Raw genomic sequence first — 22,929 nt, forward strand, 5'->3', positions numbered from 1 at the left:
TGGTAGGATTTAGCGCTGCAGGTAGCGTAATGAATGAAGGTGCGGCGCTGGGTTAGAAAGGCCAGAAGCTGGTGCGGCACCATGCATTTATCATATACCAGAAAGGAGGCGTTAACTTGCTTAACGCCTCCTTCTTATTTACTTTTCGTATTATTTGTTACATGTGTGAGTGGCGTTCACGCTTGGCGCTCGCTAATTTTCTGATCGCATCTTTAAGTGAAGCACCAGCAACTAGCTTAAAGTTTTGGGTCTCGCTAGGCATGACGTTTCTTCCATCTTGTACTACCCAAAGCCCTTCGGTGAACCTTCCTCCCAAGTTAGCGTTGGTTACATCAAGCCCATCTGTTTCAGACACGCCGTCAATTTGCGCGGCTTTATCTGCCGTTATTTGAACAAGCCCCATAAGTTCCAAGACTTCAGGGTTTTCAGTGTGTACGTGATAGATAGCATAGCTGTTATTACCCTGACTAGATGCGATTAGGTATGTTTGTGCATCTACATTAAACAGAGCCAAACCTTCTACATCAGCTTCTACCGGGGCTTCTATCTCAGCGATGAACTGAGGCTGATTGCTGTTTGAAGTAATATCCAAGGCCCAAATCCCAGCACCTTCCTCACCTAAGTATGCCGTGTTCGTTTTAGTATCCACAACACATCCTTCTGGCTGTGAGGGCAGTGAAAAGGACTGTGTTAAGTGTCCATCAATAGTTTTGTCTGGGGCGATAGACACGCTATATCGTTCGAAGCGACCACTGGTGTCGTTAGCAAATACATGAGCTATTCCGCCTGACACAAACAGACACATGCCGTATATATCATTGAGTGTAGTGCTTATGTGGCCAAGCTGAGTCATATGGCCGCGTTTATCTATTTCAAATACAGACAAACTGTTATTCGACCGGTTTGATGCCACTGCGATATCGATAAGTGGCGTATCGCTTTGCTGTGCTTTGATTTGTGCCACAGACACATTGTATCCCACATCAACGTTATTCACTCTGCCAACAGGAAGGCTTTGCACTAGCTTGCCAGCTAAGTCATAGCTATTTAATGCGCCTTTTTTGTCGGTGCCGATTATGCGGCTTTGTGAAGCGCTGTGCGAGTTAACCCAAATGGCAGGGTCGTCAGCGGAGTCGCCATGATTTTCCACTGGGTCAGTTTCAACATCGGGTTTAACCTTGATAGTTAGGTTTGCATGTTGGGACGCGCTGTTATCTGTATACGCCTTCTCCATGTAATTTTCTTTTAGCGAGGTAGCTTTAAAATCGGTACTGCATTGTCGATTAAGTATAGCTGCGCTTAGTTTTGAAGGAAGCTCGGCAGTAAACATGTCGCCTGATTCGTCATCGTCAACAACAAAAGAAATGTGTGTGCCTTCTTCACTTAACAACAGGTGAACAAATTCAGGCTGAATAAAAGTAGACTTGTTGGTTGCTTTCAACTGGCGATCTGCTGAGTTACTTTCGTTCGCAGTATTCATTAGCGAGACAAATTGCGTAAGACATGGCGTTTTAAGCCATACCCCGCTGGCATCCGGACTCACCCAGGCAGCGATATCCACGCCATCTACCGTCGTTGAAGATAGGGTGGCTACACCTTCAATGGCAACATCTTGATCGTGAAAAATAAGGTTTTTTGCTAGCTCACTTTCAATATCGGTGTCTAATTGCCACACACCGGCAAATTCGTCAGCAAGGTATAGCGTTTCGGTATTGGCATTTATCGCGCAACTTTTAATGCCTGGACCTATCGCAAAGTCTCTAAGCGATAAAAAGCGCCCGTCATGAAATTCATACTGATTCAGTGTGCCTGTCGCATCGATATTAACAATTTGCAGTTCGCCAGCGCTTGATGTTGTAGCACAAATGGCTTCAGAACCATTGGTCAACTGGGTTTGCGGTTGACCAACCTCAAGAGACGCGGCGTTAATGCGATACACCTCTATGTACTGGGTGTTGTTATTGAACACTACTAAAGACACCCATTGTTTTGAATTAGATTCCACAACTTCGGCACGTGCTAAGGTGTAATGTCCCGCAATGAAGTGCTTTTTTCCTTCAGAGTTACTTAGTGAAATACCCTTATGTTCGTTAACATTAATGTTGATAGCGTGGGTGTCATCGTAAACTTTATGTTTGTTGTTGGCGCGGGCGTCCTTGCTAGTGTTGTTAGTATGGGTGTCTTTGTAAGCGTCTTTGTAAGCGCTTTGGGTGTTAGAATGGTCGGCGTGCGTTTGGTAGTGCAGAGTCAGGATTAGACCATTTTTTAGCTTTGTTAGCGGTAATGCGATGTCTTGGCTTTCTGCTTTTACTAGCTGGCTTTCGCTGTGCGCTAACTTGATATTTGCATGGGTATCTGCGCTGGTATTGGTATCGTGAGAGGCTGCGCAACTGAACAACGTCAAAAGTGCGCTTGAAAGTGCCGCTGTGGTAATTGTGGTTTTAAAAACTGTTTTGGTGTGACGCTGATTGGTCATTGTTGTTATTGTCCTGAAACTTACTGAGATCAAACCATGCATGGCGCATCGACTAAAACATGGCTTACAGATTATTAAGAGCAGGCTTGAAGGCCATACTACCTACGGCCTTCAAACCCGATAATTAACTTTCGATATACCTGCCTAGTTAAGCTGCCAAGTAAAGCCAAGTTCGAACGTGCGGCCGTATTCTTCATACTGCGCGTTTTGGTTGCGCGTATCGAAATAGTTGTAGAAAGGTTCGTCACCTAAGTTGATGCCGTTGAAATACACCTGCATGCTGTCGTTGATGTAGTAGCGCGCCATGAAATCAACCTGTACGTGGTCGTCTTCAAATCTGAGCATGTCACCATCAATCTCTTCGAAATTGTCGCTTTTATAGGTGGTGGCTAGACGTACACTGAAGTCATTCGCTTCGTACCCAATGGTGATGTTGCCAATACGGTCTGATTGATTTGGTAACTGGGTTTCAAATTTTTCGCCATCTAAGAAGGTAGTCGCTTCAGAATCAGTAAAAGTAGCATTGGCGGAAACAATAAAACCGTTATTGAAAGCTTTCACCCAAGAAAGTTCTAAGCCGGTTAAATCGGCAGAGTCGCCGTTAATTGGCTGTATGACCTCTTCAAAACCTTCCCAACCGGTTGTACCTGCAACATCAGCGTACACAACGAAGTTATCGATATTCTTGTAGAACAGCCCTGCTGAAATTACACCGATGTCACCAGGATAGTATTCAATCGACAAATCAACGTTTTGTGCTTCGTAAGGCTGAAGGTCAGGGTTACCAACTTCCGCCTCTCGTTCAGTTACAAATACGCCATCATCTTCTTCTGTTTTACTCTCGATGATTTGAAATGCCGCTACATCTTCAAATTTTGGCCTTGAAATAGTTTGGGTGTAGGCAGCGCGAAGCTGAAGTTTATCTGAAACAGTGTATCTGGCATTTACACTGGGTAACCAATGATCGTAGTCGCGCTCTGCTTCCCATGGCGTATTTACCACTTCTTCCACGTCGGTTTCTTCGTTTTCTACAAGCTCTACTCGCATACCCGATGTAGAAAAGTTAGTACGTTCATAGCGTACGCCTGCTACCAAATGAAGTTTATTTATATCTACGCTGCCCATGATATAAGCGGCAAAAATATCCTCTTCATTCACATAGGTCGCGCCACGAGATTCTACTTCAGAATTTAGGCTGTCTAATTCCAAGCTCTTACGGTTTTCGTTAAAGTAGTTACGCATTTCACTTCGATTAAGCCCAGGCCCAAAGTTATCAAGAGAGTAATCTGGACTGGCAGCTCCAAATTGCGAAGCGTCTAAGTCGTCGAAGTCTCCATCAAAAATAGCGATGCTGCTGTCGCGGTCTTTTTCTCGGCTTCGGTATTTCGAGCCAATTTTTAACTCACCGATATAGCCACCAAGGTTGATGGGGCGGGCGGCGTCGAATTTAATACTGGTTTCGGTATCTTTCGTGTAGTTATCTTCAAAGCTTATCTCATCGACTTCATAGGTTGATAAGTCCATGGCATCAGCGTTTTGTGACACGGTTGGACGCATAGTATTTAAGTCTGCGTCGATACTGTCATTTTCGGTTTTGAATACGTAATACAGTGCATCTGGCTCGTCTTCATCAGACTTTGCATAACCGAGCTGCCAGTTTGCTTTCCAGGTATCTAATTGGTGTTCACCACCAAGCGCCACAGTAAAAATACTCTGGCTTTCAAAGCGGTCTTTACTTTCTCTTTCTATTTCTGAGTCTTCGCCATCGAACGTGAATATATTACCTTGACGGTATTCGTCGTCAGAAAACTCACTGTAAAGTGTGCGAAGAAAATATTGGTTGTTGAAGTCAGGACGAAAATCGATATTTAACGCACTACCCAAACGTTCGCGAGTGATCGTGTAGTGACGTTGCTCAAGCTCATCGTCACCGTTACTTTCAACATTGTCTGAACCAAAATCTCGGTCAAAGTAGGAAATGGCGCCAGCCACCCCCCATTCGGGCGAAAGCTTCTTAGTAAACGTACCAGAAAGCTTTGGACTGGTTTCATCGCGTAAATCATTTTGACTGGCTTGCACGGTTACGCTCGCGGTATCTCGAGCCTTATCAAACGCACTCACGCTTTTCACCGCGACTGAACCACCAATGGCGTCTCCGTCCATATCGGGCGTTACCGATTTAGATACCTCTAACGTTTGGATGAGTTCAGAGGGAATGACGTCAAGGGCTACTGAACGTACGCCTGATTCAGGCGAGGGAATATTCAAGCCGTTAATGGTTACGTTATTCAAGTTGGGGTCGATACCGCGTATGCCGACGAAGCGACCTTCACCCTGATCTCGCTCAATTGACAAGCCAGGTAAACGCTGTAACGACTCAGCAGCATTTTGGTCTGGAAATTGTCCAATGGCATCTGCGGATACAATAGACGAAATACGATCTGACGTTCGCTGCTGGTTTATGGCACTTGCCTGACCGCTTCGTTGACCACGTACCAAGATCTCATCGATGGTATCGCCGCCGCCAAACTCCACGGCTGCGCGCGCAATGCCGTTGTCCGTCACTTTTATCGCTTGCGTAACCGTTTCCTCACCAAGATAAGAAATTTCTAGCGTGTAAGTACCCTCTGGAATAGAGGGAAACCGAAATGTACCGTCTGTGCCAGCTTCAGTAGCCAGTCCTAATTCTTTAAGCTTAATTTGAGCACCGGTATAGCTGCGCGTCTGTGCGGTGTCTTTTACTGAACCGATAATTACGCCATCAGCAGCTGAAGCAGGTGTAGCGACGCTAAGGCCCATTGCCGCTATGCAGGCAAGTGTTAGAGAAGAGTACGCGGTTTTAATTTTCATTTATTTTCCAATTAATTAAGCAGTAAAAAGGCGTTTTGAATAAGTGCTAAGTAAGTGAATGAGTACCCTAAGAATGCTGCATGACAGTTATATGACGATTTGATGGAACAAGCGGTACACAATCGGTAATTGTCGCCTATTTGCAATTGGCTGAGCTAAATTGACCCTTGCTTAAATTACTGATTTTGTTTGGTTTGTGTGTCTTTTTTATGCTCCTAAAGTTCGCTGCCATCAAGATGTCACATTGCTGAGCCAAACTGACCCTCGACAGTTTCATCAAATTTGGGCAAGACTCTCGTTTTGTTATAAACGCTGGCGCCGGCCGGACTAACGCGTGATGTATCCAATTCAAGAGATTTCCAAAGAGAGCACTATGTTTACCTTTACAAATTCAACACAATTTAGACATCACAAGCTTTGGCTAGCATTTACATTTTGCGTAGTGGCGTTGGCGGTTTGTTTAGCTTTTATGTTTGGCGATGCAAAAGAAAGCACGGTGATATCAGGCCTCGATATTGTGGGGGAGGGAAGCATTGCTTTTTTAACCTTGGCGTGGATGCTAGCTGCGCTTGCCAGCCGTCCTCCAGGTAAAGTAACGAGCCTTCTCACGGTAGGACTCGGCTTCTTTCTATTTTCAGTCAGTTTAGATTTCTTGGATGAGTTTTTTCATTATCCTGAAGAGGCTTATTGGCTAAGCATGATTGAGTCTTATCCTGCGGCTGTGGGTATGGTAGTAATGACCGCGGCACTGTATCAGTGGCATCTAGAGCAGCGCGCGTTAAATTTGCAATTACGACGCAGAGAATGGGACTTTCGCGATCACGATGCTATCGATCCCATCACTCAGCTTTACCGCGCAGAATATTGGAAAACACAAATTAATAAATTACAGCAGTCTGGCAAGTCAGCTGTCATCGCCATTATCGATATCAATAACTTTTCTTTGTTCAACCAAAAACATGGGTATACAGAAGGCGATAGGTATCTGCACGATATTGCGCAATTGGTGATTATGAATTTGCGTCAGCAAGATTTAGCGTGCCGCTATGCCGGTGATAGGTTTGCTATTTTGATGCCAGACGTCTCGCCCATGCAGGCTGACGTTATTCTCAACGATATCAAAGTGAGCATTCAGCACCTTGCGTTTAGACACAGCCAAAATGCAAACGCTATTTACACCACCGCTCGCAGTACTCAAGTGACTTTGTTACCTAACCAACGCCTTCCGACAGTGCTTAACACCATGCTCTTAGAACTTGAGCGTGCCCATGGTAGCGCAGCGTAATTAGGCCGGTTTGGTCAGTGTATTTGGCGATAGTAATTGGTAGGGGTAACCGGTGAAGATGAATGAAGATGCCTGCAACGAGTAACTTATGGATTTAATGTTACCAAGACTAAACGCACTACGAGACTCTGAGGACGAAGCTGCAATTGCAGGTGCTGAGTACCGTCATTCAACTCGTCTTTCTGGAGTGGGTGTCTCTCTAAAAGATGATGCTAAAGCGCTTGGCATGGGTGTCTCTCTAAAAGATGATGCTGAAGCGCTTGGCATGGGTGTCTCTGTAAAAAGCGATGCTGATATGCTTAACATGGGTGTCACTGCAAAAGATGACGCTAATGAGCTAGACATGGGTGTCATCGATAGTGCTGGTAGTGCTGATGTAGTGATGTCTAGCCAAGATAAAGTAATAGTTGGGTATTGGTTAGTGAGGGCAGCACTTAATGTGGCGCTCTCTCGTGGCGCGAATAAAAATAAGCTCTTGCGCGGTACAGGTATTTTTGAAGATGCGTTGCAACACCAATCACTATTAAGCATAAATCAATATTCATCGCTGTTAGTGAATGTTCAAAGCCAGGCGAGAGGCGGCGACGTTAGTTTTTTGCTCGGAGGCGCTTTCGCCTCGCAGTGGCTATCTAGTCCACTTAATGCGCTCAAAGCATGTGAAAATGTAGAGCAGCTACTTTTACAGCTGACTCAACGCCAAACATACCGGTGGTGTAGCCTACCGCTCTGTCAGTTTCAGCGTTTTGAAAACGCAGACCAAATAATGTTAGTGCCTCAGTTTACAGGGGTAAGCAGCAAACAGCTTCAGTTCTCCATTGAAGTGGCATTCGCAAGCGTTGTTGCACTTATGAAAAGTATAGCGAATAAGCGAATTCGTTTATCTTTCTCTTTTACCGATAGTCGACCAAGAAATATTGCTGATTACGAAACCCACCTTGGGCTTAAGTTATCGTTTAATAGCGTTTTTAGCAGTATTTGCATTGAGAAAGACGTATTACGCCAACCTTTGGAGCTAATAGCTCAGTCGGATTGTTCTGCTGAATCACATGTTTCTCTGGAAGGTGTCGTTAGTAACAGCGCAACGCAAACAAAAGAAGGGGCTTCTATTGAATTGCAAAATCGCTTGTCTTTGCCTGATTTTGTGAGGCGTTATGTTTATGCATCCTCCAACACACAGGCAGCAAATATCGGACTACCTGAATTAGCGGAAACCTTAAACGTCAGTGTGGCTACGCTAAAGCGGAAACTAAAAGAGTACGGCACTAGCTATCGCGCGCTCTGCGAGGAAGTACAGCGCAATCATGCACTTTTACTTCTTTCGGTGCACAAAGTGAGTAACGAGACGGCGGCCAATGCAATGGGCATTAACGATTTACCTAACTTTCGACGAACGGTAAAACGGCTTACAGGTAAAACCCCTAGCGAGCTTAGAATTTAACGTGAATGACTGATAGCGCCTGTCCATATTTCTACGTAACAGAGCTATGCCACACACTTATGCCAAACATTTATGCAACACTGCTATGAAAAAAAGCTAGGCGGCAGTCGCGTTCTACGGCTAAATGGTTGTAGCTTCACTCCTTTAATAACTCGAAATCTAATCGTAGCGTCTGGCACAGTGCAGTTGGGTTAATTATTGGAAAGTAAATTTCTTTTCAATGCTTTAAAAACCTTTTATCCTTTGCAGCTTTAGCTTTTCACCGTTCAAGACCGTCAAAATATGGTTTCGTTGAAGCTTTTTCTTACGCATTCGCAACCGGCAGGTGGCTTTTCCGCGTAGCCTTTAAACTGTTGCTAGCAGGCAATAAAACCCAAAAAGAGAGTTTTCTGTGCACGAAAATAAAGACATTGCACCAAATTCTATTGCACCTAACCCGCTAGGTTTAACGCCTATTTTGCTTTTTGTGATCCTTGTTGTGGTAACCGGCATTACTACAAACGACATCACTGCGATGCCTATTTTGGTTGCGTTTTTTATCAGCGCTGGGTATGGCCTATGTTTAAATCCGAAAGGGAAAAAGGTCAGCTTTTCTGAAAAAGTACAAACGTTTTGTAAAGGCGGCGGTGATAAAAACATTATTCTTCTAGTGCTTATATTCTTGTTAGCTGGTGCATTTTATGCGGTGACTATTGATATTGGCGCTCGGGATGCCACGGTCAATATGGCACTACAATTTGTGCCTTCCGCACTTATATTGCCAGGCCTCTTTTTAATTTGCTGTTTCATATCATTTTCAATGGGCACGTCCATGGGCACCATTACCGCGCTCTCGCCCATAGGTGCAGGTCTTGCCACAAGTTTAGGACTGCCGGTGGAAATGGCGCTGGGTATTGTGGTGGGGGGCGCAATGTTCGGTGATAACCTCTCGTTTGTTTCAGACACCACCATTGCCGCAACCCGTACCCAAGGCGTTCAGCTAAAAGACAAGTTCAAGGCAAACTTAATGGTTGCTGTGCCGGCATGCATCGTCACCATGGCGTTGCTGCTTATGGTAGAAGTTGATACTTCTGGCATCGTTGAAGGCGGCAGCTACGATTTTTGGCGCATAGTGCCTTACTTGTGCATTATCGCTTTTGCGCTAACAGGGTTTAACGTCATTAGCGTACTTGCAGTGGGTATTGCCAGTGCCTGCGTAGTAGGCTTGCTACAAGGCAGCTTTACGCCACTTTCAATGATGCAGAGCATCCAAAAAGGGATGGGCTGGATGCAAGACTTAGCGATGATCGCTATAACCATAGGCGGTATTGTGGCGCTTATGCACGCTAACGGCGGTATAACATGGTTAATCGAGCGCTTAACTCGTAAGGTCACGTCAAAGAAAGGCGCTGAGTTCAGTATTGCTGGTTTGGTTAGCTTTTTGGACATTACAACGGCGAACAACACTATTGCGATTGTTACCGCAGGTCCAATTGCTAAAGACTTAAATGAAAAATACGGTGTTGACCCTCGTCGTACCGCATCACTTTTGGATATCTTTTCGTGCAGTTTCCAAGGTTTAGTCCCTTACGGTGCGCAGCTTTTAAGTGCCGCGGCCGTAGTAGGTATTTCACCGTTAGCTATTACACCGTACTGCTGGTATCCCATGCTGATTTTCGTGTTTGGTGTGGCGGCCATTTGGTTCGGTTTTCCCCGTTTTAAAACGCCCCAAGACGATGAATTAACCCAAAGCGCTTAAATTCTCGTAACGCTTAACACGCTGGCTTTTTAGGGCGGTATCTTCTAGGATCACCGCCCGAATTTTATTGATGATTAGAAACACGCTTTAGGATGTCACTTTGTCTTCACCACTTGCAATAAAACCTCTTTACAACAAACTAGATGATTGTTTGAGCGCAGATAAATTTCGCTTGAAGCGCCGCATTACGCAGCTTGCACAAAAAGTGAATGATAATTCTGGTGTTGAAGGAAAAGGCGGGGAGAAAAAAGCTGCTAATCCCAAAGCTTCAAAACGTGACAGCGCAGTTAGCGAAGATAGTTTAAAAGCGCAGTTTGAAAAGCTCGAAGGCGACATCGATGCATCGGTAGAAAAGCGTAACTGGCGTAAAGACAACCTACCCAAAGTTGAATACCCACCGCTGCCAGTTAGCGATAAAAAAGAAGATATCAAAGAAGCGATTGCGAATAACCAAGTGGTAATTGTTGCAGGTGAGACTGGGTCGGGTAAAACTACGCAGCTACCTAAGATATGCTTAGAGTTAGGTCGCGGTGTACACGGCATGATAGCCCACACCCAGCCAAGACGATTAGCGGCGCGAAGTGTAGCCACCCGTATAGCCGAAGAGCTCAACACGCCGCTTGGCGACAAGGTGGGTTTTAAAATTCGCTTTAGCGATCAGGTAAGCGAGCGAAGCTACGTTAAGCTTATGACCGACGGTATGCTGCTAGCTGAAATGCAGCAAGACCGCTTTTTAAATCAATACGATACTATCATCATCGATGAAGCCCACGAGCGAAGCCTTAATATCGACTTTTTGTTAGGCTATTTGCGTCAGCTTTTAGATAAGCGCCCTGATTTAAAACTCATCATAACATCAGCTACTATCGACCCAGAGCGATTCTCTAAGCATTTTAATAATGCGCCTATTATCGAAGTGAGCGGACGTACCTATCCGGTAGAAATTCGCTACCACGCGCCAGAAGACAATGATGACGATATTGATCAAAGCGATGCCATCGTAAATGCTGTCGACGAGCTAATGCGTGAAGCGCCAGGCGATATCTTAGTGTTTTTAAGCGGGGAGCGCGAGATACGCGACACCCAAGATGCCTTGAGCAAACAGCATTATCGCAATACTGAAATTGTTCCGCTGTATGCGAGGTTGTCGGCGGCAGAGCAAAACCGCATATTTCAGTCTCACAGCGGTAGGCGCATTGTACTTGCCACCAACGTGGCAGAGACCTCGCTTACGGTGCCTGGCATTAAATACGTCATTGACCCGGGCTTTGCCCGTATTTCACGCTACAGCGCTAGAAGTAAAGTACAGCGTTTACCTATTGAGCCCATCTCTCAAGCGTCAGCGAATCAGCGTGCGGGGCGATGCGGCCGTGTGTCTGACGGTATTTGTATTCGTCTTTATAGTGAAGAAGACTATTTAGGCCGCCCAGAATTTACTGACCCAGAGATCCTGCGAACCAACTTAGCGTCGGTTATTTTGCAAATGCTTGCTTTAGGGTTAGGCGATATCGCTGCTTTTCCATTTGTTCAGCCGCCTGATAACCGCAATATCAACGACGGTTTCCGTTTACTTGAAGAAATTCAAGCTATCGCGAAAGGCAAAGATAACCGAAAAACCAAGCAAAGCGGCAAGATGCAGCTTACTCCATTAGGTCGTCAAGTAGCACGTTTGCCTATCGACCCTCGCTATGCGCGTATGGTGATTGAAGCCGAGCGTACTAATGCGCTTAGCGAAGTAATGGTGATTGCAGCGGGGCTTTCAATTCAGGATCCGCGAGAGCGCCCACAGGAAAAACGCCAGCAAGCAGACGAGAAGCACAGCGAATACCACGATAAAGATTCTGACTTTATCAGTCTTTACAACTTGTGGGTGGCGTTTAGAGAGCAGCAAAACGCACTCAGTCAAAACCAATTGCGCAAATGGTGTAAGCAAAATTTCATCAACTATTTACGTATGCGTGAGTGGCAGGACATTGTTAGCCAGCTCAAAAAATCTATTGCTGAGCTGGGCTTTGGCATCTCAAAGCAAGAAGCCGACTATCAGGCTATTCACCAAGCCATCGCCAGCGGCTTGCTGTCTCACATGGGCTTTAAAGATAAAGAGCGCGAGTATATGGGTTCTCGTAATTCGCGCTTTCTTATTTTCCCTGGTTCAGGGCTATCAAAGTCTCAGCCCAAATGGGTAATGGCAGCTGAGCTTGTAGAAACCTCTAAGCTATTTGCTCGTATGGTGGCAAAAATAGACCCAACATGGGTAGAGCCTTTGGCCGAGCATGTTGTGCAAAGAAGCTATTCAGAGCCACATTGGTCTAAAAAGCGCGGTGCGGTGATTGCCTTTGAAAAAGTAACCTTGTTCGGGCTACCCATAGTAATGAAGCGTGCGAAGGTTTATAGCCTCATCGATCCGCCAATTTGCCACGAGCTATTTATCCGCGAAGCGTTAGTCGAGGGCAATACTAAGCTCAATTACAGTTTCTTACAGGAAAATCAGGCGCTGCTTGAGCAGGCTGACGAGTTTGAACAAAAGACCCGTCGTCGCGATTTGATAGTCGATGATGAAGAACTGGTAAGCTTTTACGCGAAGCGCATTCCGGTTGAAGCCAATAATGATGCGGCGTTTAAGAAATGGTTTAAGCAACACGGAAGCAACGACAGTTTAACGTTTAAAGAAGAAGACGTATATCGTCAGCAGCCTGGGCAATCGGTAGCAAACGCATTTCCTGATGTATGGCGCCAAGGCAATATTACGCTGCCGCTTCGCTATAACTTCGAACCTAACGCTGAAGACGATGGCGTAACTGTTGTCATCCCGCTGCCTGTGCTTAATCAAGTTGATAACGTAGGTTTTGATTGGCTGGTGCCGGGACTAAGGCACGACCTTATTGTGGGGTTAATTAAAACCTTGCCAAAACGCTTGCGTCGTAACTTTGTGCCTGCGCCAAACTTTGCTGAAGCATGCCTTGCTGATATCTGTGAAACAGATAAGAACAACCGTCCGGTGCCTTTGCTTGAAGCTGTAACCGATAAGTTACGCAAAATGACAGGCGTTATTATTGAAAGCGAAGAGTGGAATTTAGATCAGCTTGATAAGCATTTAAAAATGCACTTTGCAGTAGTTAATGACAATGGTGATGATATTGCCAAAGGTGACGACCTGCACGCGCTTAAACAGCAGTGTGCAGGGCAGGTGAAGCAAACCTTTGAGAAAGCCGCAACACCGGAATTAGAGCGAAATAACATCGAACAGTGGGATTTCGAAAGCTTGCCAGAAACTTTTGTGCAGAAAGTTGGTGGGTTTGAAGTTCAGGCGTTCCCGGCTCTGGTTCAAAAGGGCGATAAGGTAGATATTGCGCTAATTGAAGAAGCGGATAAAGCCCAAGTGCTGCACAAGCAAGGCGTGAATGTATTGATTAAAAACGCCATGCCGTCGCCCCTTAATTATTTGCAAAGCAAATTACCTAATAAAGCCAAACTGGGTTTGTATTTCAACCCATTTGGACAAGTGAAGGCGCTAATTGATGACTGTATTTTTGCGGGTATCGACGCCATTGTCAGTGATTACTGCAAAACCAATAACACCGACATTCGCAGCAAAGCCGATTTTGAGGCCTGTTTAGAGATTGCTCGTGCAAACATTAATGACAGGGTGTTAGAAATTGCCACGCAAGTGGAGCAGGGGCTTACCCTTGCGCACCAGTGCCAGAAGCAAATGAAAGGTAACGTGCCGCTGACGATGATAAACGCCTTAGGTGACTGTAAAGCCCACTTGGCATCGTTAGTTTTTCCTGGTTTTGTTTCTGAAATTGGCGAGAGCAGATTAGATGATTGGAATCGTTACATTAAAGGTTTAGCTCGTCGGCTAGAGAAGCTCCCCATTGATCCCAACAAAGACAGAATGCATCAGGTCACGGTAGAAAAGTCGATTAAAGAATGGGAAAAGGCGTGCAGCAAATACCCCAAAGGTAAAGTACCTCAAGCTCTTAATGATGTGCGCTGGATGATAGAAGAATTACGGGTTTCGTTGTTTGCGCAGCAGCTTGGGACGGCTTACCCGATTTCGGCTAAGCGTATCACTTTGCACCTCGCTGACTTTTAAAAAAGGGCGTTAGGTGTAAGGTAGCATCAATGAGCTAGGCTAGGGCATGAGGGCACATATTTGTTATCGCAAACAAAACAGCGGGCAGAAACGGCTGAGTCGTTGATTTAAGTGGGAAGGTAGTCGAAATTAGACCAAAGTACACTTTTAATAATTGTTGAATAAATATTATACAGTTCGATTGACAAGTTACCGGCATCGCCCTATAACATCAGATGTAGTCGTCAGCGTAACGCTAAAAATCAGGAGAAGTAGACATGTTGGGATACGACGATAAGCGAAATTTTTTCAGGATGATGGTAAATTCGCCTTGTCAGTTGCAAATTACTGATGATGAGTCGAGCCGCACCATGCAGGCAATGTGTAGAGATATCAGTGCTACAGGTATGTCTTTGGAAGTCGATGAACCCTCAATTGAGGTGGGTACACAAGTGAGTGTTGCAATAGAGTCATCTAGTTCGCAAATCCCATCTTTGGCAGCATTAGCGACTGTTGTGCGCTGTGAACCTGAATCCGAGTCAAGCTGCATTATAGGCGTCGAAATTTCTCAGATGAAATAGTCTAATCTAACGTTTTAGGGCGGGGTAAAAGCTTCGCCTTTTCGTGTCTAACTAAAAAACACAAAGCGTCAGGGTCTACAGCAATGACGTCCTCGCGGTGTTGCTTCTTTCTTTACGCTCCTATGTTGACCAGCCCGTTGTGGTTTGAAAACAGTCTTTCAGCTTTCATATACTAAACCGAATAGGCCGTTCAGTTTTTTCTATTTTAACTCTCAGTCTTAATTGCTAATAATTCTCATTAATGCGAAAGCAAACTGATTTAATACTTTGAGAGAGCGATGACTATGAAAAAGACGATGACCTTTGCAGTGATGCACTTTTCAGTGGCCTTTACGGTTGCCTACTTACTGACAGGAAGTGTGGTAGTAGGCGGTGCCGTAGCGTTGGTTGAGCCAGCCATTAATACCGTGGCGTTTTATTTTCACGAGATGGTGTGGAAGAAAGTTGAAGAAAAAGAGGGTGTTGTTAAGGAACAATCAGATGACAGTTCACAACAGTTATCAAGTCGCTTTTCTAACAATGAGATAACCTTTGCATCTTAGGGGAATGGATTTACCTTCGTAAGCTTTTCGCACAACGTAATGTTAGCTCAATTGATTTCGTTAAGCGCCCTATACATCAACAAGGGCGCTTTTTTAATAGCTAGTCGTCGGTGACTTCACACACTAGACCTTTCAAGTAATAGCCTTCTGGATAGCTGCCAATGATAGGATGATCTGAGGCTTGATTAAGCCTTGCGATAATTTTGATAGTACGACCTGCATCAAGTGCAGCGTCTGCCACAACTTTCTGGAATAAATCTGCCGGCATAAGGCCAGAGCAGCTAAATGTAAGCAGCAGCCCACCAGATTTAACAGCATGTATGCCGTACATATTAATGTCTTTATAGCCGCGGGCAGCACGGTTTAATGTTGCCTTGCTGTCGACAAACTTTGGCGGGTCGAGTATCACCATGTCAAACTGTTTGCCCTGCTCGTGATACTCCCTGAGTGCCTTAAACACGTCTTGGTTTACGTAATTTGCTTTGTTTTCGTCTAAACCATTGATGGCTACATGGTGCTTAGCCAAATCAAGAGCAGGCTGAGATACATCAACGTTAGTCACTGATTTAGCACCGCCAGCAAGTGCGTAGCAAGAAAACGTACCTGTGTAGCTAAAACAGTTGAGTACGTCGGCATCTTTCGCGTAGTGTGCAGCCGCCGCGCGACTGTCTCGCTGATCTAGGTAAAAACCGGTTTTATGGCCGTTCTCGATATCAACCACTATGTTGATGCCGTTTTCTTTTACTGTAACTTGCATAGGTGGTTCACCATGCAGTACACCAGTTACAGGCTCTAAACCTTCTTTCTTGCGCACGTCCACGTCGCTTCGCTCGTATATGTGTACATTAGGCATTAGCTTAGTAATTGCCCACACTATCTTATCTCTGTGTTTTTCGGCGCCCGCGCTCAAAAGCTGAAGTACTGCAACGTTGTCGTATAGGTCTATAGTGATCCCTGGAAGGCCATCACTTTCAGACGCTATCCAGCGAAACGCGTTGGTTTTGTTTGGGTCAAACAAGCGTTTGCGAAGGGCTAGTGCAGTTTCTAAACGACGTAGGAAAAAGCCATTATCAATGCTTTCGTCTTTTTTGAATGTCCACATACGAACGCGAATTTTTGAATTTGGAGAGTAAGCGCCTCGCCCTAACCAGTCGCCTTCAGAGTCAAATACGTCTACCGTATCGCCAACTCGCGCGCGGCCCTTTAGTTCAGCCACAGCGCTTTCGAATACCCAAGGGTGTTTGCGGCGAAGTGATTTGTCTCTGGATGGCTGTAATATGACCTGTGCTGACATGAAGGCTCTCGTACTAATTTAATAAATGTGAAACAGAGTTAAGCGATTTTACTCGCTTATGAGAATGGTCGCGATTATACGCAATTTCATAAGTTCTGTGTTAATAATACCAATCTGCATAGATCATTACCCACTCAGCGAGAGTTAAAATGCTCTATCCGGACTGGTATAAACACAAAACAAACCCAAACTGTTTGATATAAAAGTACGTAGCCAAATTACGATTAGAATTTAAGACTAGGATTGGATGTAAATTATGCGATATGTCGATTTTGAAAAAGGATGCGGCCCAAGCGAACTTGTTGTAAAGGAATGTGAAGGGCTGTCGCTAGCACCAGGTAAAGTAAAAGTTGACGTAAAAGCGTTTGGGGTGAATCGTGCGGATACCTTACAACGCCAAGGGAATTACCCACCTCCACCAGGCGAGAGCGATATTCTTGGATTAGAGGTAGCCGGTGTGGTGTCAGAGGTTGCCAGTGACGTTACTGCATTTAAAGAAGGTGACGAAGTATTTGGTTTGGTTGCAGGTGGCGGCTATGCCACTGAAGTGATGGTTAATCCAGCCCATTTAATGCCCATCCCCAAAGGCATGCCGTATTTTGAAGCCGCGGGTTTGGCCGAAGTGTTTCTTACGGCATTTCAGTGTTTGCGCACAATCGCGCATGTAAAGCCGGCTGAACGGGCGTTAATTCATGGCGGTGCAAGCGGTGTAGGGCTGGCTGCCACGCAACTTTGTCGATATTGGGGCGTACACAGTGCGGTAACGGCTTCAAGTCAAGATAAGCTTTCGTTGTGTGAAAGCAATGGCGCAGAGCATCTTATCAATTATAAGCAGCAACAGTTTGATGATGTGCTTAAAAAAGTCTGGCCTGAAGGGGTTGATATGGTGCTTGATATGGTAGGTGGCGACTACCTCAACCGTAACCTTAAAATACTGAAGCAAGATGGAAAAGTGGTTTACTTAGCGATGCTGGCAGGGAGATATGCTGATAACCTCGATATGGCTATGCTGTTAGGTAAAAGGGCGTCCATTATTGGCACGACACTTAGAAATCGAAGCGACGATTATAAAGCTGATCTAATTCGTGACTTTACTACCGTATGCTTGCCCGCTTTTGAGAATAAAGAGCTTAGGGTAAATATCGATACTCACTATAGCATTGAAGATATCGGCGAACCCCACGTGCGTTTGGAAAACAACGATACGCAGGGCAAGTTGGTTCTTTCTTGGTAAATGAGCTTTGCAGTAAGCTTACCTAATTGCCAACGAAGCCTTCGTCGGGTTTCGTTGGATTGGCTTCTGCCGCATTGCGGGCCAGGTCGTCACAGCGCTCATTTTCAGGGTGCCCCGAATGGCCTTTTACCCAATGCCAGTTTACCTGATGCTTTTTTACCGCTTCATCTAGTCGCTTCCACAAATCTGCGTTCTTGACGGGTTTTTTATCTGCCGTGCGCCAACCGTTCTTGCGCCAGTTATGGATCCACTGATTAATACCATTTTTTACGTACTGGCTGTCGGTAGTTAATTCAACGTTGCACGGTTCGTTTAAACTATTAAGCGCTTCGATAGGGGCTAATAGTTCCATACGGTTATTAGTTGTGTGGGCAAAGCCGTCGCTCAACTCTTTCCTATGCTGCTTGTAAATCAGTACAGCTCCGTACCCGCCCGGTCCAGGGTTGCCTAAGCACGAGCCGTCGGTGTATATATGAATGGTCTTTTGAGCCACAGCGTTTCCTTTGATTTAACTGGCTTAATTTATATTATCTTTTCCCTTAGCGGTTTGCGAAGGGGTTGATATACTATCAAAAAATGAAAGTGTAATTATAGTAGAGGTTCCATGCGCCAAATTGTTCTCGATACTGAAACCACAGGTATTGACCCCAAAGAAGGCCACCGCATTATCGAAATAGGGTGTGTTGAAGTTGTTAACCGCCGATTGACGGGGAATCACTTTCACGTTTACATCAATCCGGGCCGTCACATTGAACAAGAGGCAATTGAAGTCCACGGTATAACCAATGAATTTCTTGCCGACAAGCCTACCTTTTCTCAAGTGGCTCAGGAGTTTGTGAGCTTTATCAAAGGGGCACAGTTAGTCATTCACAATGCGCCTTTCGACGTTGGGTTTATGGATCACGAGTTTGGCATGGAAGCGTCTACCAAAGGCGTTATTACTAACCAAATTTGCGATGTTCTCGATACACTTACTCTTGCTCGCCAAATGCACCCAGGCCAAAAGAACAACCTTGATGCATTGTGTAAGCGTTATGGTATAGACAATAGTCATCGTACCCTTCACGGCGCTTTGCTGGATGCGGAAATCCTGGCAGATGTTTATCTGTTGATGACCGGTGGGCAAACTAAGCTAAAATTGGCATCTAGTTCGGGCAGCGACGCAGACTCCACGGCAATTCGCAGGATTCAGCGAAGTGCAAATAAATTAAAGGTTATTAAAGCTACCGCCGATGAGATAACACAGCATGAGGCCCGCTTGGATATTGTCGAAAAAGCGGGTGGCAAATGTTTATGGCGTCCTCAGCCTGAAGAGGTGTCTTAGCAGAACATAATCAAACAGAACTAAAATAGCCAAACAATGCAGGAGCAGCGTAGCGTGAGAGTGTGGTTTTATTGGGTAATTTTTTTATCATTGTTTATACACTTAAGCGCTGGCGCTCAGTCGCAAGAAGACGAACGCGACGCTGCAAGGCAGCTTGCTGATAGTGCTGTACAAAATGCTCAATCAAGCAACACAACAATAGATACATCTCCTCTTACAGAGCTTGGTGATGAATACACCAACTCCATTCAACTGTTACAAAACCGCTTTCGCGTTGACTATAACGTTAAAGAAATCACCATGGTTTTCTTTAGGGAGTACGGTTCTGCCCCTGTGGTGCTGGTTAGACCCGATGGTTCAAAGCTCTTTCAAGGGCGCGTCGACGAAGAAAAGGTGCAGTGGTACGACGCTGATACCTTTGACATGATCACCATCAAAGATCCTGTGCCAGGGCCTTGGCAAGCTGTAGGTCAAGTATTACCGCAAAGCCGTGTAATGGTTTTGTCTAATGTTGAACTTCATGCTGAGCCGTTACCGAATGTGCTGTTTGCCGGCGAAATACTTAAATCCACAGCCTATTTAACCAACAACGGCAAGCCTATAGAAAACAAACAGTTCAGAGATGTCGTCGACTTAGAGATTGAGTTTAAGAGTACCAATAACCCTAACTACGGCAACTTTGGTACAAATGACCAGCGCATAGCGACATTTAAAGACGATGGGCGAGGGATGGATGAGCGACCAGGAGATGGCGTTTTTACTGGCCAGTTCAACTTGAAAATACCGGCTGGTGAATGGAAGCCTATTTTTCGCGTAAGCACACCAATGTACACCCGCGAGCAAATAGGCGAACTTATCGTCTTACATGAAAATCCCGTGTCTATTGATGTTGAAATGGATGGAGGCGGAGAGGGCTATCATAAAATTATTATTGATGTAGACCGTGAATTAGTCGACATCGAGTCACTGCTAGTCGATGGCAAAGTGAAGTTTCCTAATTCCGATATGCAGAATTTTTCGCTAACAGAAGGCGGTGTGGATCCTCGAGAGCACTTAATTGTCGCCTACGAAGAAGGAATTTTTAGGGTAAAGCTCACTGCTTACGGCACGACAATGGATGGGCGCGATTTTATATTAGATGTCCCTGAATATAGTTTTGTGGCAGAGGGACCAGCCGAGCCTGAGGTTGAAGACCCTTTAATCAATGGAAAAGATCCTATCGTTGATGGCAGTGCACCCTTAATAACGCAACCTGAAGTGCCACAAGACGATATGCAGCCAAATTCGGTAGAAGATGAAATGGATGATGGGACGCTAACCCTCATTCTGGTGGCCGTAAATGGGTCTATAGTGCTCATCGGAGTAATCGCTGCTGCTGTAATTATTATTATGCGAAAAAAGGCGTCTGCGCCTAAGCAAGCAAATAGCACTGCAAAGCCATCGGGAGAAACCACCGATGCTGACCTTACTATGGAATCTGAACCTAAGGGGTTTAAAAAACTGCTAGGGCTATTCAAAAAGCGTGAAAAAGCTGAAAAGGAATAGCAGGGAGACCAGCGCTTCAGTTTAAGGCGTCGCTAATTTGTTCAGTTTGAATTTTATTTCGACATAATGCCTATTTAACAGGCAAACAAACCGCAGATGACAATTTTATTAATAAAAAGCGTTGACTCCACATAGGGGAATACGTATTATCTGCGCCGCAGTCAGGGGACAGGGCAACAACAGCCAAGTCAACTCACTGATAACATTGAAGATGTGGAGCGGTAGTTCAGTTGGTTAGAATACCGGCCTGTCACGCCGGGGGTCGCGGGTTCGAGTCCCGTCCGCTCCGCCACTCTTTCAATGGTATAACTAAAAGGTCTTCGGAGCGGTAGTTCAGTTGGTTAGAATACCGGCCTGTCACGCCGGGGGTCGCGGGTTCGAGTCCCGTCCGCTCCGCCATTTAGTTATACAGCGCAATCTCGATTATGTGGAGCGGTAGTTCAGTTGGTTAGAATACCGGCCTGTCACGCCGGGGGTCGCGGGTTCGAGTCCCGTCCGCTCCGCCATTAATCGAATAAAGCGCGCTTCCCATTATGCGGAGCGGTAGTTCAGTTGGTTAGAATACCGGCCTGTCACGCCGGGGGTCGCGGGTTCGAGTCCCGTCCGCTCCGCCATTAATGATAAGCTTTTCCTTCTTAGATAATTCCCCCTTCTGGGGACATTCAAAAAGCTCTCTTTTTACTCTGTCGTTAAAATTGCTGTTCTCGCAATCGCACTTTATTTATTCTTACCCCCTTGTCATTTAGCCATTCAAGAAATTGCTCCATTTCCCAATTGCACAATGTGACACTAGAAACATTATTCCTCTTCGATTAATAGTCTTCTATAAAGTAAAAAAACATCCAACAAACAGTAACATGCCCTAAAGTCGTAGTGTCTTTTTTTTAATTTGTACTAAAGTTAGGTCGCTCACGCTAAAAAACACGGAAACCATGAATAAAAGCGACCAAAAACAGTACTTTCTTGCTGATAATGTAAAAGCAATTGGGGTGTCATTGCTAAGCGTAGTGGGTGTGACCCTATTACTCGCTATCGTTATGTTTGTGTTTATTCGAGAACAAGAGGAGAGTCGCGCTACAGAAATACTAGATAATGTGCGCGTAGTATTTAGAGATGCTGAGATCACGCTCGATTACCTAAATGCGCTGCCGTATCAAACCTGTGGAATGGATAACTTAGCGGAAATGCGAAAAACCTTGTTTCGCTCTCGATTTGTAAAAGAGATAGGTTTTTATCAAAATAACGAGCTATTGTGCAGTACTTATTTGGACATTCTAGAAGAGCCCATGAAAGAGGTTAAGCCTGATTTTTATACTCAGCTTGGCGACGCTTTTTGGATTAATACTCCTCTTCAGCTTTTCGATAAACAAGCTACTGGTACTATAGTACAGCGCGGACGTTACAACGCAGTATTGGATATGGATAGTGTCATTGGTTACAGCTACACGCAAGATTGGCAACTGTTCTACAATGGCGATCAGTTTTATCATATGGCAGGTAATCCTAGCCTTGTCGGTTCTACCCTCAGCGAAGATGACATGGACGCACACACTGGCTATTTTTCCTTACAATTTATCCAGTGTGATGAACGCTACAATCATACCTGCCTAAAAGTGAAATCTGATCACGGTCGCGTATTAGATTTGCACATGGGCAAGCTGGTGTTGTTCGTGTTTGCTATGATAATGACAGCAGCGTTTACGCATATGCTTACCTTTAACTATTTAAGACGACGACGTTCACTTGAGTCTCGCGTCAGTAAAGGGCTAAAAGAACATAAGTTCTATTGCTTGTACCAACCTTTTGTAAATTTGGAATCGGGAAAGGTCATTGGGTGCGAAGTATTGAGTCGATTTGAGGATGAATTTGGGCCGATTTACCCTGACAAATTTATTCCTCAGGTAAAAGAGCAGGATATGACCTGGGAATTTACGGTTGATATGATTACCACCGCCATGAGAGAACTCAACGAAAACCCAGAGATCCCCGAAGGCTTTAAGGTATCGTTTAATCTATTCCCCTTCGATTTTACCCGCGAAGGTTGTTTGGACCTAGACTTTGTACTAGATATGAACGTAAAGAACTTCAAGTTAGTTTTAGAGATCACTGAAGATGAGCAAATCGCCACTCATAGCGCGGTGAAGCATATTAAGTCGCTGAAGAGCAAAGGCTTCTTATTTGCAATTGACGACTTTGGAGTGGGTTATTCAAATTTAAGCCAGCTTAAAACGCTAAACTGTGATTACCTTAAAATTGACCGCAGCTTTGTTATGGATATGGAAGATAACAGCATTCGTTCATCGCTCATCCCTCACATTGTGAGCATTGCCGAAGGACTTAATATTGATTTAATTGCAGAAGGGGTCGAAAACATTGATCAATGCAATGAACTGAAAGGATTAACCATCGGCTTTGGTCAAGGGTGGTTATTTGGCAAGCCACAGTCGGTGGATGCGTTGGCCAAAAGCGTTCAAGGCATACAATAATACGGATTGATATTTACATTTTAGCGCTGTTATTTTTCAGTTGGTGTTGGTAGCGTTTAAC

14 protein-coding genes and 4 tRNA genes are annotated in these 22,929 nt (G+C 45.1%); 14 read left to right on the plus strand and 4 right to left on the minus strand.

The annotated features are described in order from the left end of the window. Positions 1 to 157: 157 nt before the first annotated feature. Both MHN09_RS07180 and MHN09_RS07185 read right to left on the minus strand, forming a co-directional pair. Positions 158 to 2,476, minus strand: a complete 2,319-nt coding sequence (locus MHN09_RS07180; RefSeq protein ID WP_239239898.1) for a phytase — start codon at positions 2,474 to 2,476, stop codon at positions 158 to 160. Between the two features lie 144 nt (positions 2,477 to 2,620). Further along, positions 2,621 to 5,326, minus strand: coding sequence for a TonB-dependent receptor (locus MHN09_RS07185; RefSeq protein ID WP_239239901.1), 2,706 nt, complete (start codon positions 5,324 to 5,326; stop codon positions 2,621 to 2,623). 373 nt (positions 5,327 to 5,699) lie between these two features. Between MHN09_RS07185 and MHN09_RS07190 the strand changes: the two genes are divergently transcribed. The 6 genes from MHN09_RS07190 to MHN09_RS07215 all read left to right on the plus strand — a co-directional run bounded on the left by MHN09_RS07190 (position 5,700) and on the right by MHN09_RS07215 (position 14,985). Continuing rightward, a complete protein-coding gene (locus tag MHN09_RS07190; protein WP_239239904.1) occupies positions 5,700 to 6,611 on the plus strand; it encodes a diguanylate cyclase in 912 nt (303 codons plus the stop codon). 88 nt (positions 6,612 to 6,699) lie between these two features. Continuing rightward, positions 6,700 to 8,049: a helix-turn-helix transcriptional regulator gene (locus MHN09_RS07195; RefSeq protein ID WP_239239906.1), complete on the plus strand. Its 1,350-nt coding sequence runs from the start codon at positions 6,700 to 6,702 to the stop codon at positions 8,047 to 8,049. Positions 8,050 to 8,440: 391 nt separating this feature from the next. Beyond that, on the plus strand, positions 8,441 to 9,787 hold the full coding sequence (locus MHN09_RS07200; RefSeq protein ID WP_069944143.1) for a Na+/H+ antiporter NhaC family protein: 1,347 nt from the start codon (positions 8,441 to 8,443) through the stop codon (positions 9,785 to 9,787). A gap of 100 nt (positions 9,788 to 9,887) precedes the next feature. Then, a complete protein-coding gene (hrpA, locus tag MHN09_RS07205; protein ID WP_239239908.1) occupies positions 9,888 to 13,883 on the plus strand; it encodes an ATP-dependent RNA helicase HrpA in 3,996 nt (1,331 codons plus the stop codon). Positions 13,884 to 14,140: 257 nt separating this feature from the next. Further along, positions 14,141 to 14,443 (plus strand): PilZ domain-containing protein, encoded by a 303-nt coding sequence (locus tag MHN09_RS07210; protein WP_014949177.1) that lies wholly within the window; start codon positions 14,141 to 14,143, stop codon positions 14,441 to 14,443. 284 nt (positions 14,444 to 14,727) lie between these two features. After that, positions 14,728 to 14,985: a DUF2061 domain-containing protein gene (locus tag MHN09_RS07215; RefSeq protein ID WP_014976293.1), complete on the plus strand. Its 258-nt coding sequence runs from the start codon at positions 14,728 to 14,730 to the stop codon at positions 14,983 to 14,985. A gap of 100 nt (positions 14,986 to 15,085) precedes the next feature. On the opposite strand, the gene MHN09_RS07220 is transcribed toward MHN09_RS07215, so the two are convergent. Further along, the gene (locus MHN09_RS07220; RefSeq protein ID WP_239239911.1) at positions 15,086 to 16,279 is read right to left on the minus strand and encodes a class I SAM-dependent methyltransferase; all 1,194 of its coding nucleotides are present in this window, start codon (positions 16,277 to 16,279) and stop codon (positions 15,086 to 15,088) included. A gap of 256 nt (positions 16,280 to 16,535) precedes the next feature. Here MHN09_RS07220 and MHN09_RS07225 point away from each other — a divergent pair, with 256 nt between their 5' ends. Continuing rightward, complete coding sequence (locus MHN09_RS07225) at positions 16,536 to 17,513, plus strand: NAD(P)H-quinone oxidoreductase (RefSeq protein WP_239239914.1); 978 nt, start codon at positions 16,536 to 16,538, stop codon at positions 17,511 to 17,513. Positions 17,514 to 17,535: 22 nt separating this feature from the next. On the opposite strand, the gene rnhA is transcribed toward MHN09_RS07225, so the two are convergent. Then, positions 17,536 to 18,006, minus strand: coding sequence for a ribonuclease HI (gene rnhA / locus MHN09_RS07230; RefSeq protein ID WP_014979088.1), 471 nt, complete (start codon positions 18,004 to 18,006; stop codon positions 17,536 to 17,538). Positions 18,007 to 18,117: 111 nt separating this feature from the next. Here rnhA and dnaQ point away from each other — a divergent pair, with 111 nt between their 5' ends. From dnaQ to MHN09_RS07265, 7 genes are all read left to right on the plus strand, one after another. Next, on the plus strand, positions 18,118 to 18,837 hold the full coding sequence (dnaQ, locus tag MHN09_RS07235; RefSeq protein WP_075176405.1) for a DNA polymerase III subunit epsilon: 720 nt from the start codon (positions 18,118 to 18,120) through the stop codon (positions 18,835 to 18,837). Between the two features lie 54 nt (positions 18,838 to 18,891). Next, a complete protein-coding gene (locus MHN09_RS07240; protein WP_049586552.1) occupies positions 18,892 to 20,382 on the plus strand; it encodes a TIGR03503 family protein in 1,491 nt (496 codons plus the stop codon). 215 nt (positions 20,383 to 20,597) lie between these two features. Then, positions 20,598 to 20,674 (plus strand) — tRNA-Asp (locus tag MHN09_RS07245). A 30-nt stretch (positions 20,675 to 20,704) separates the two neighbouring features. After that, positions 20,705 to 20,781 (plus strand) — tRNA-Asp (locus tag MHN09_RS07250). 30 nt (positions 20,782 to 20,811) lie between these two features. Continuing rightward, positions 20,812 to 20,888 (plus strand) — tRNA-Asp (locus MHN09_RS07255). Positions 20,889 to 20,919: 31 nt separating this feature from the next. Further along, positions 20,920 to 20,996 (plus strand) — tRNA-Asp (locus tag MHN09_RS07260). A gap of 318 nt (positions 20,997 to 21,314) precedes the next feature. Next, entirely contained in the window at positions 21,315 to 22,868 is a 1,554-nt protein-coding gene (locus MHN09_RS07265; protein ID WP_239239916.1) for an EAL domain-containing protein, read from the plus strand. Positions 22,869 to 22,929: the final 61 nt, after the last annotated feature.

The sequence above is a fragment of the Alteromonas sp. MmMcT2-5 genome, assembly GCF_022348315.1.
GTDB lineage: Bacteria > Pseudomonadota > Gammaproteobacteria > Enterobacterales > Alteromonadaceae > Alteromonas > Alteromonas macleodii.

Excerpts from the sequence above, each read along its gene's own strand:
- MHN09_RS07215 (WP_014976293.1), top strand. The coding sequence starts at position 14,728 with ATGAAAAAGACGATGACCTTTGCAGTGATGCACTTTTCAGTGGCCTTT.
- MHN09_RS07180 (WP_239239898.1), bottom strand. The coding sequence starts at position 2,476 with ATGACCAATCAGCGTCACACCAAAACAGTTTTTAAAACCACAATTACC.
- MHN09_RS07220 (WP_239239911.1), bottom strand. The coding sequence starts at position 16,279 with ATGTCAGCACAGGTCATATTACAGCCATCCAGAGACAAATCACTTCGC.
- MHN09_RS07195 (WP_239239906.1), top strand. The coding sequence starts at position 6,700 with ATGGATTTAATGTTACCAAGACTAAACGCACTACGAGACTCTGAGGAC.
- dnaQ (WP_075176405.1), top strand. The coding sequence starts at position 18,118 with ATGCGCCAAATTGTTCTCGATACTGAAACCACAGGTATTGACCCCAAA.
- MHN09_RS07185 (WP_239239901.1), bottom strand. The coding sequence starts at position 5,326 with ATGAAAATTAAAACCGCGTACTCTTCTCTAACACTTGCCTGCATAGCG.
- MHN09_RS07225 (WP_239239914.1), top strand. The coding sequence starts at position 16,536 with ATGCGATATGTCGATTTTGAAAAAGGATGCGGCCCAAGCGAACTTGTT.
- MHN09_RS07190 (WP_239239904.1), top strand. The coding sequence starts at position 5,700 with ATGTTTACCTTTACAAATTCAACACAATTTAGACATCACAAGCTTTGG.
- MHN09_RS07265 (WP_239239916.1), top strand. The coding sequence starts at position 21,315 with ATGAATAAAAGCGACCAAAAACAGTACTTTCTTGCTGATAATGTAAAA.
- MHN09_RS07210 (WP_014949177.1), top strand. The coding sequence starts at position 14,141 with ATGTTGGGATACGACGATAAGCGAAATTTTTTCAGGATGATGGTAAAT.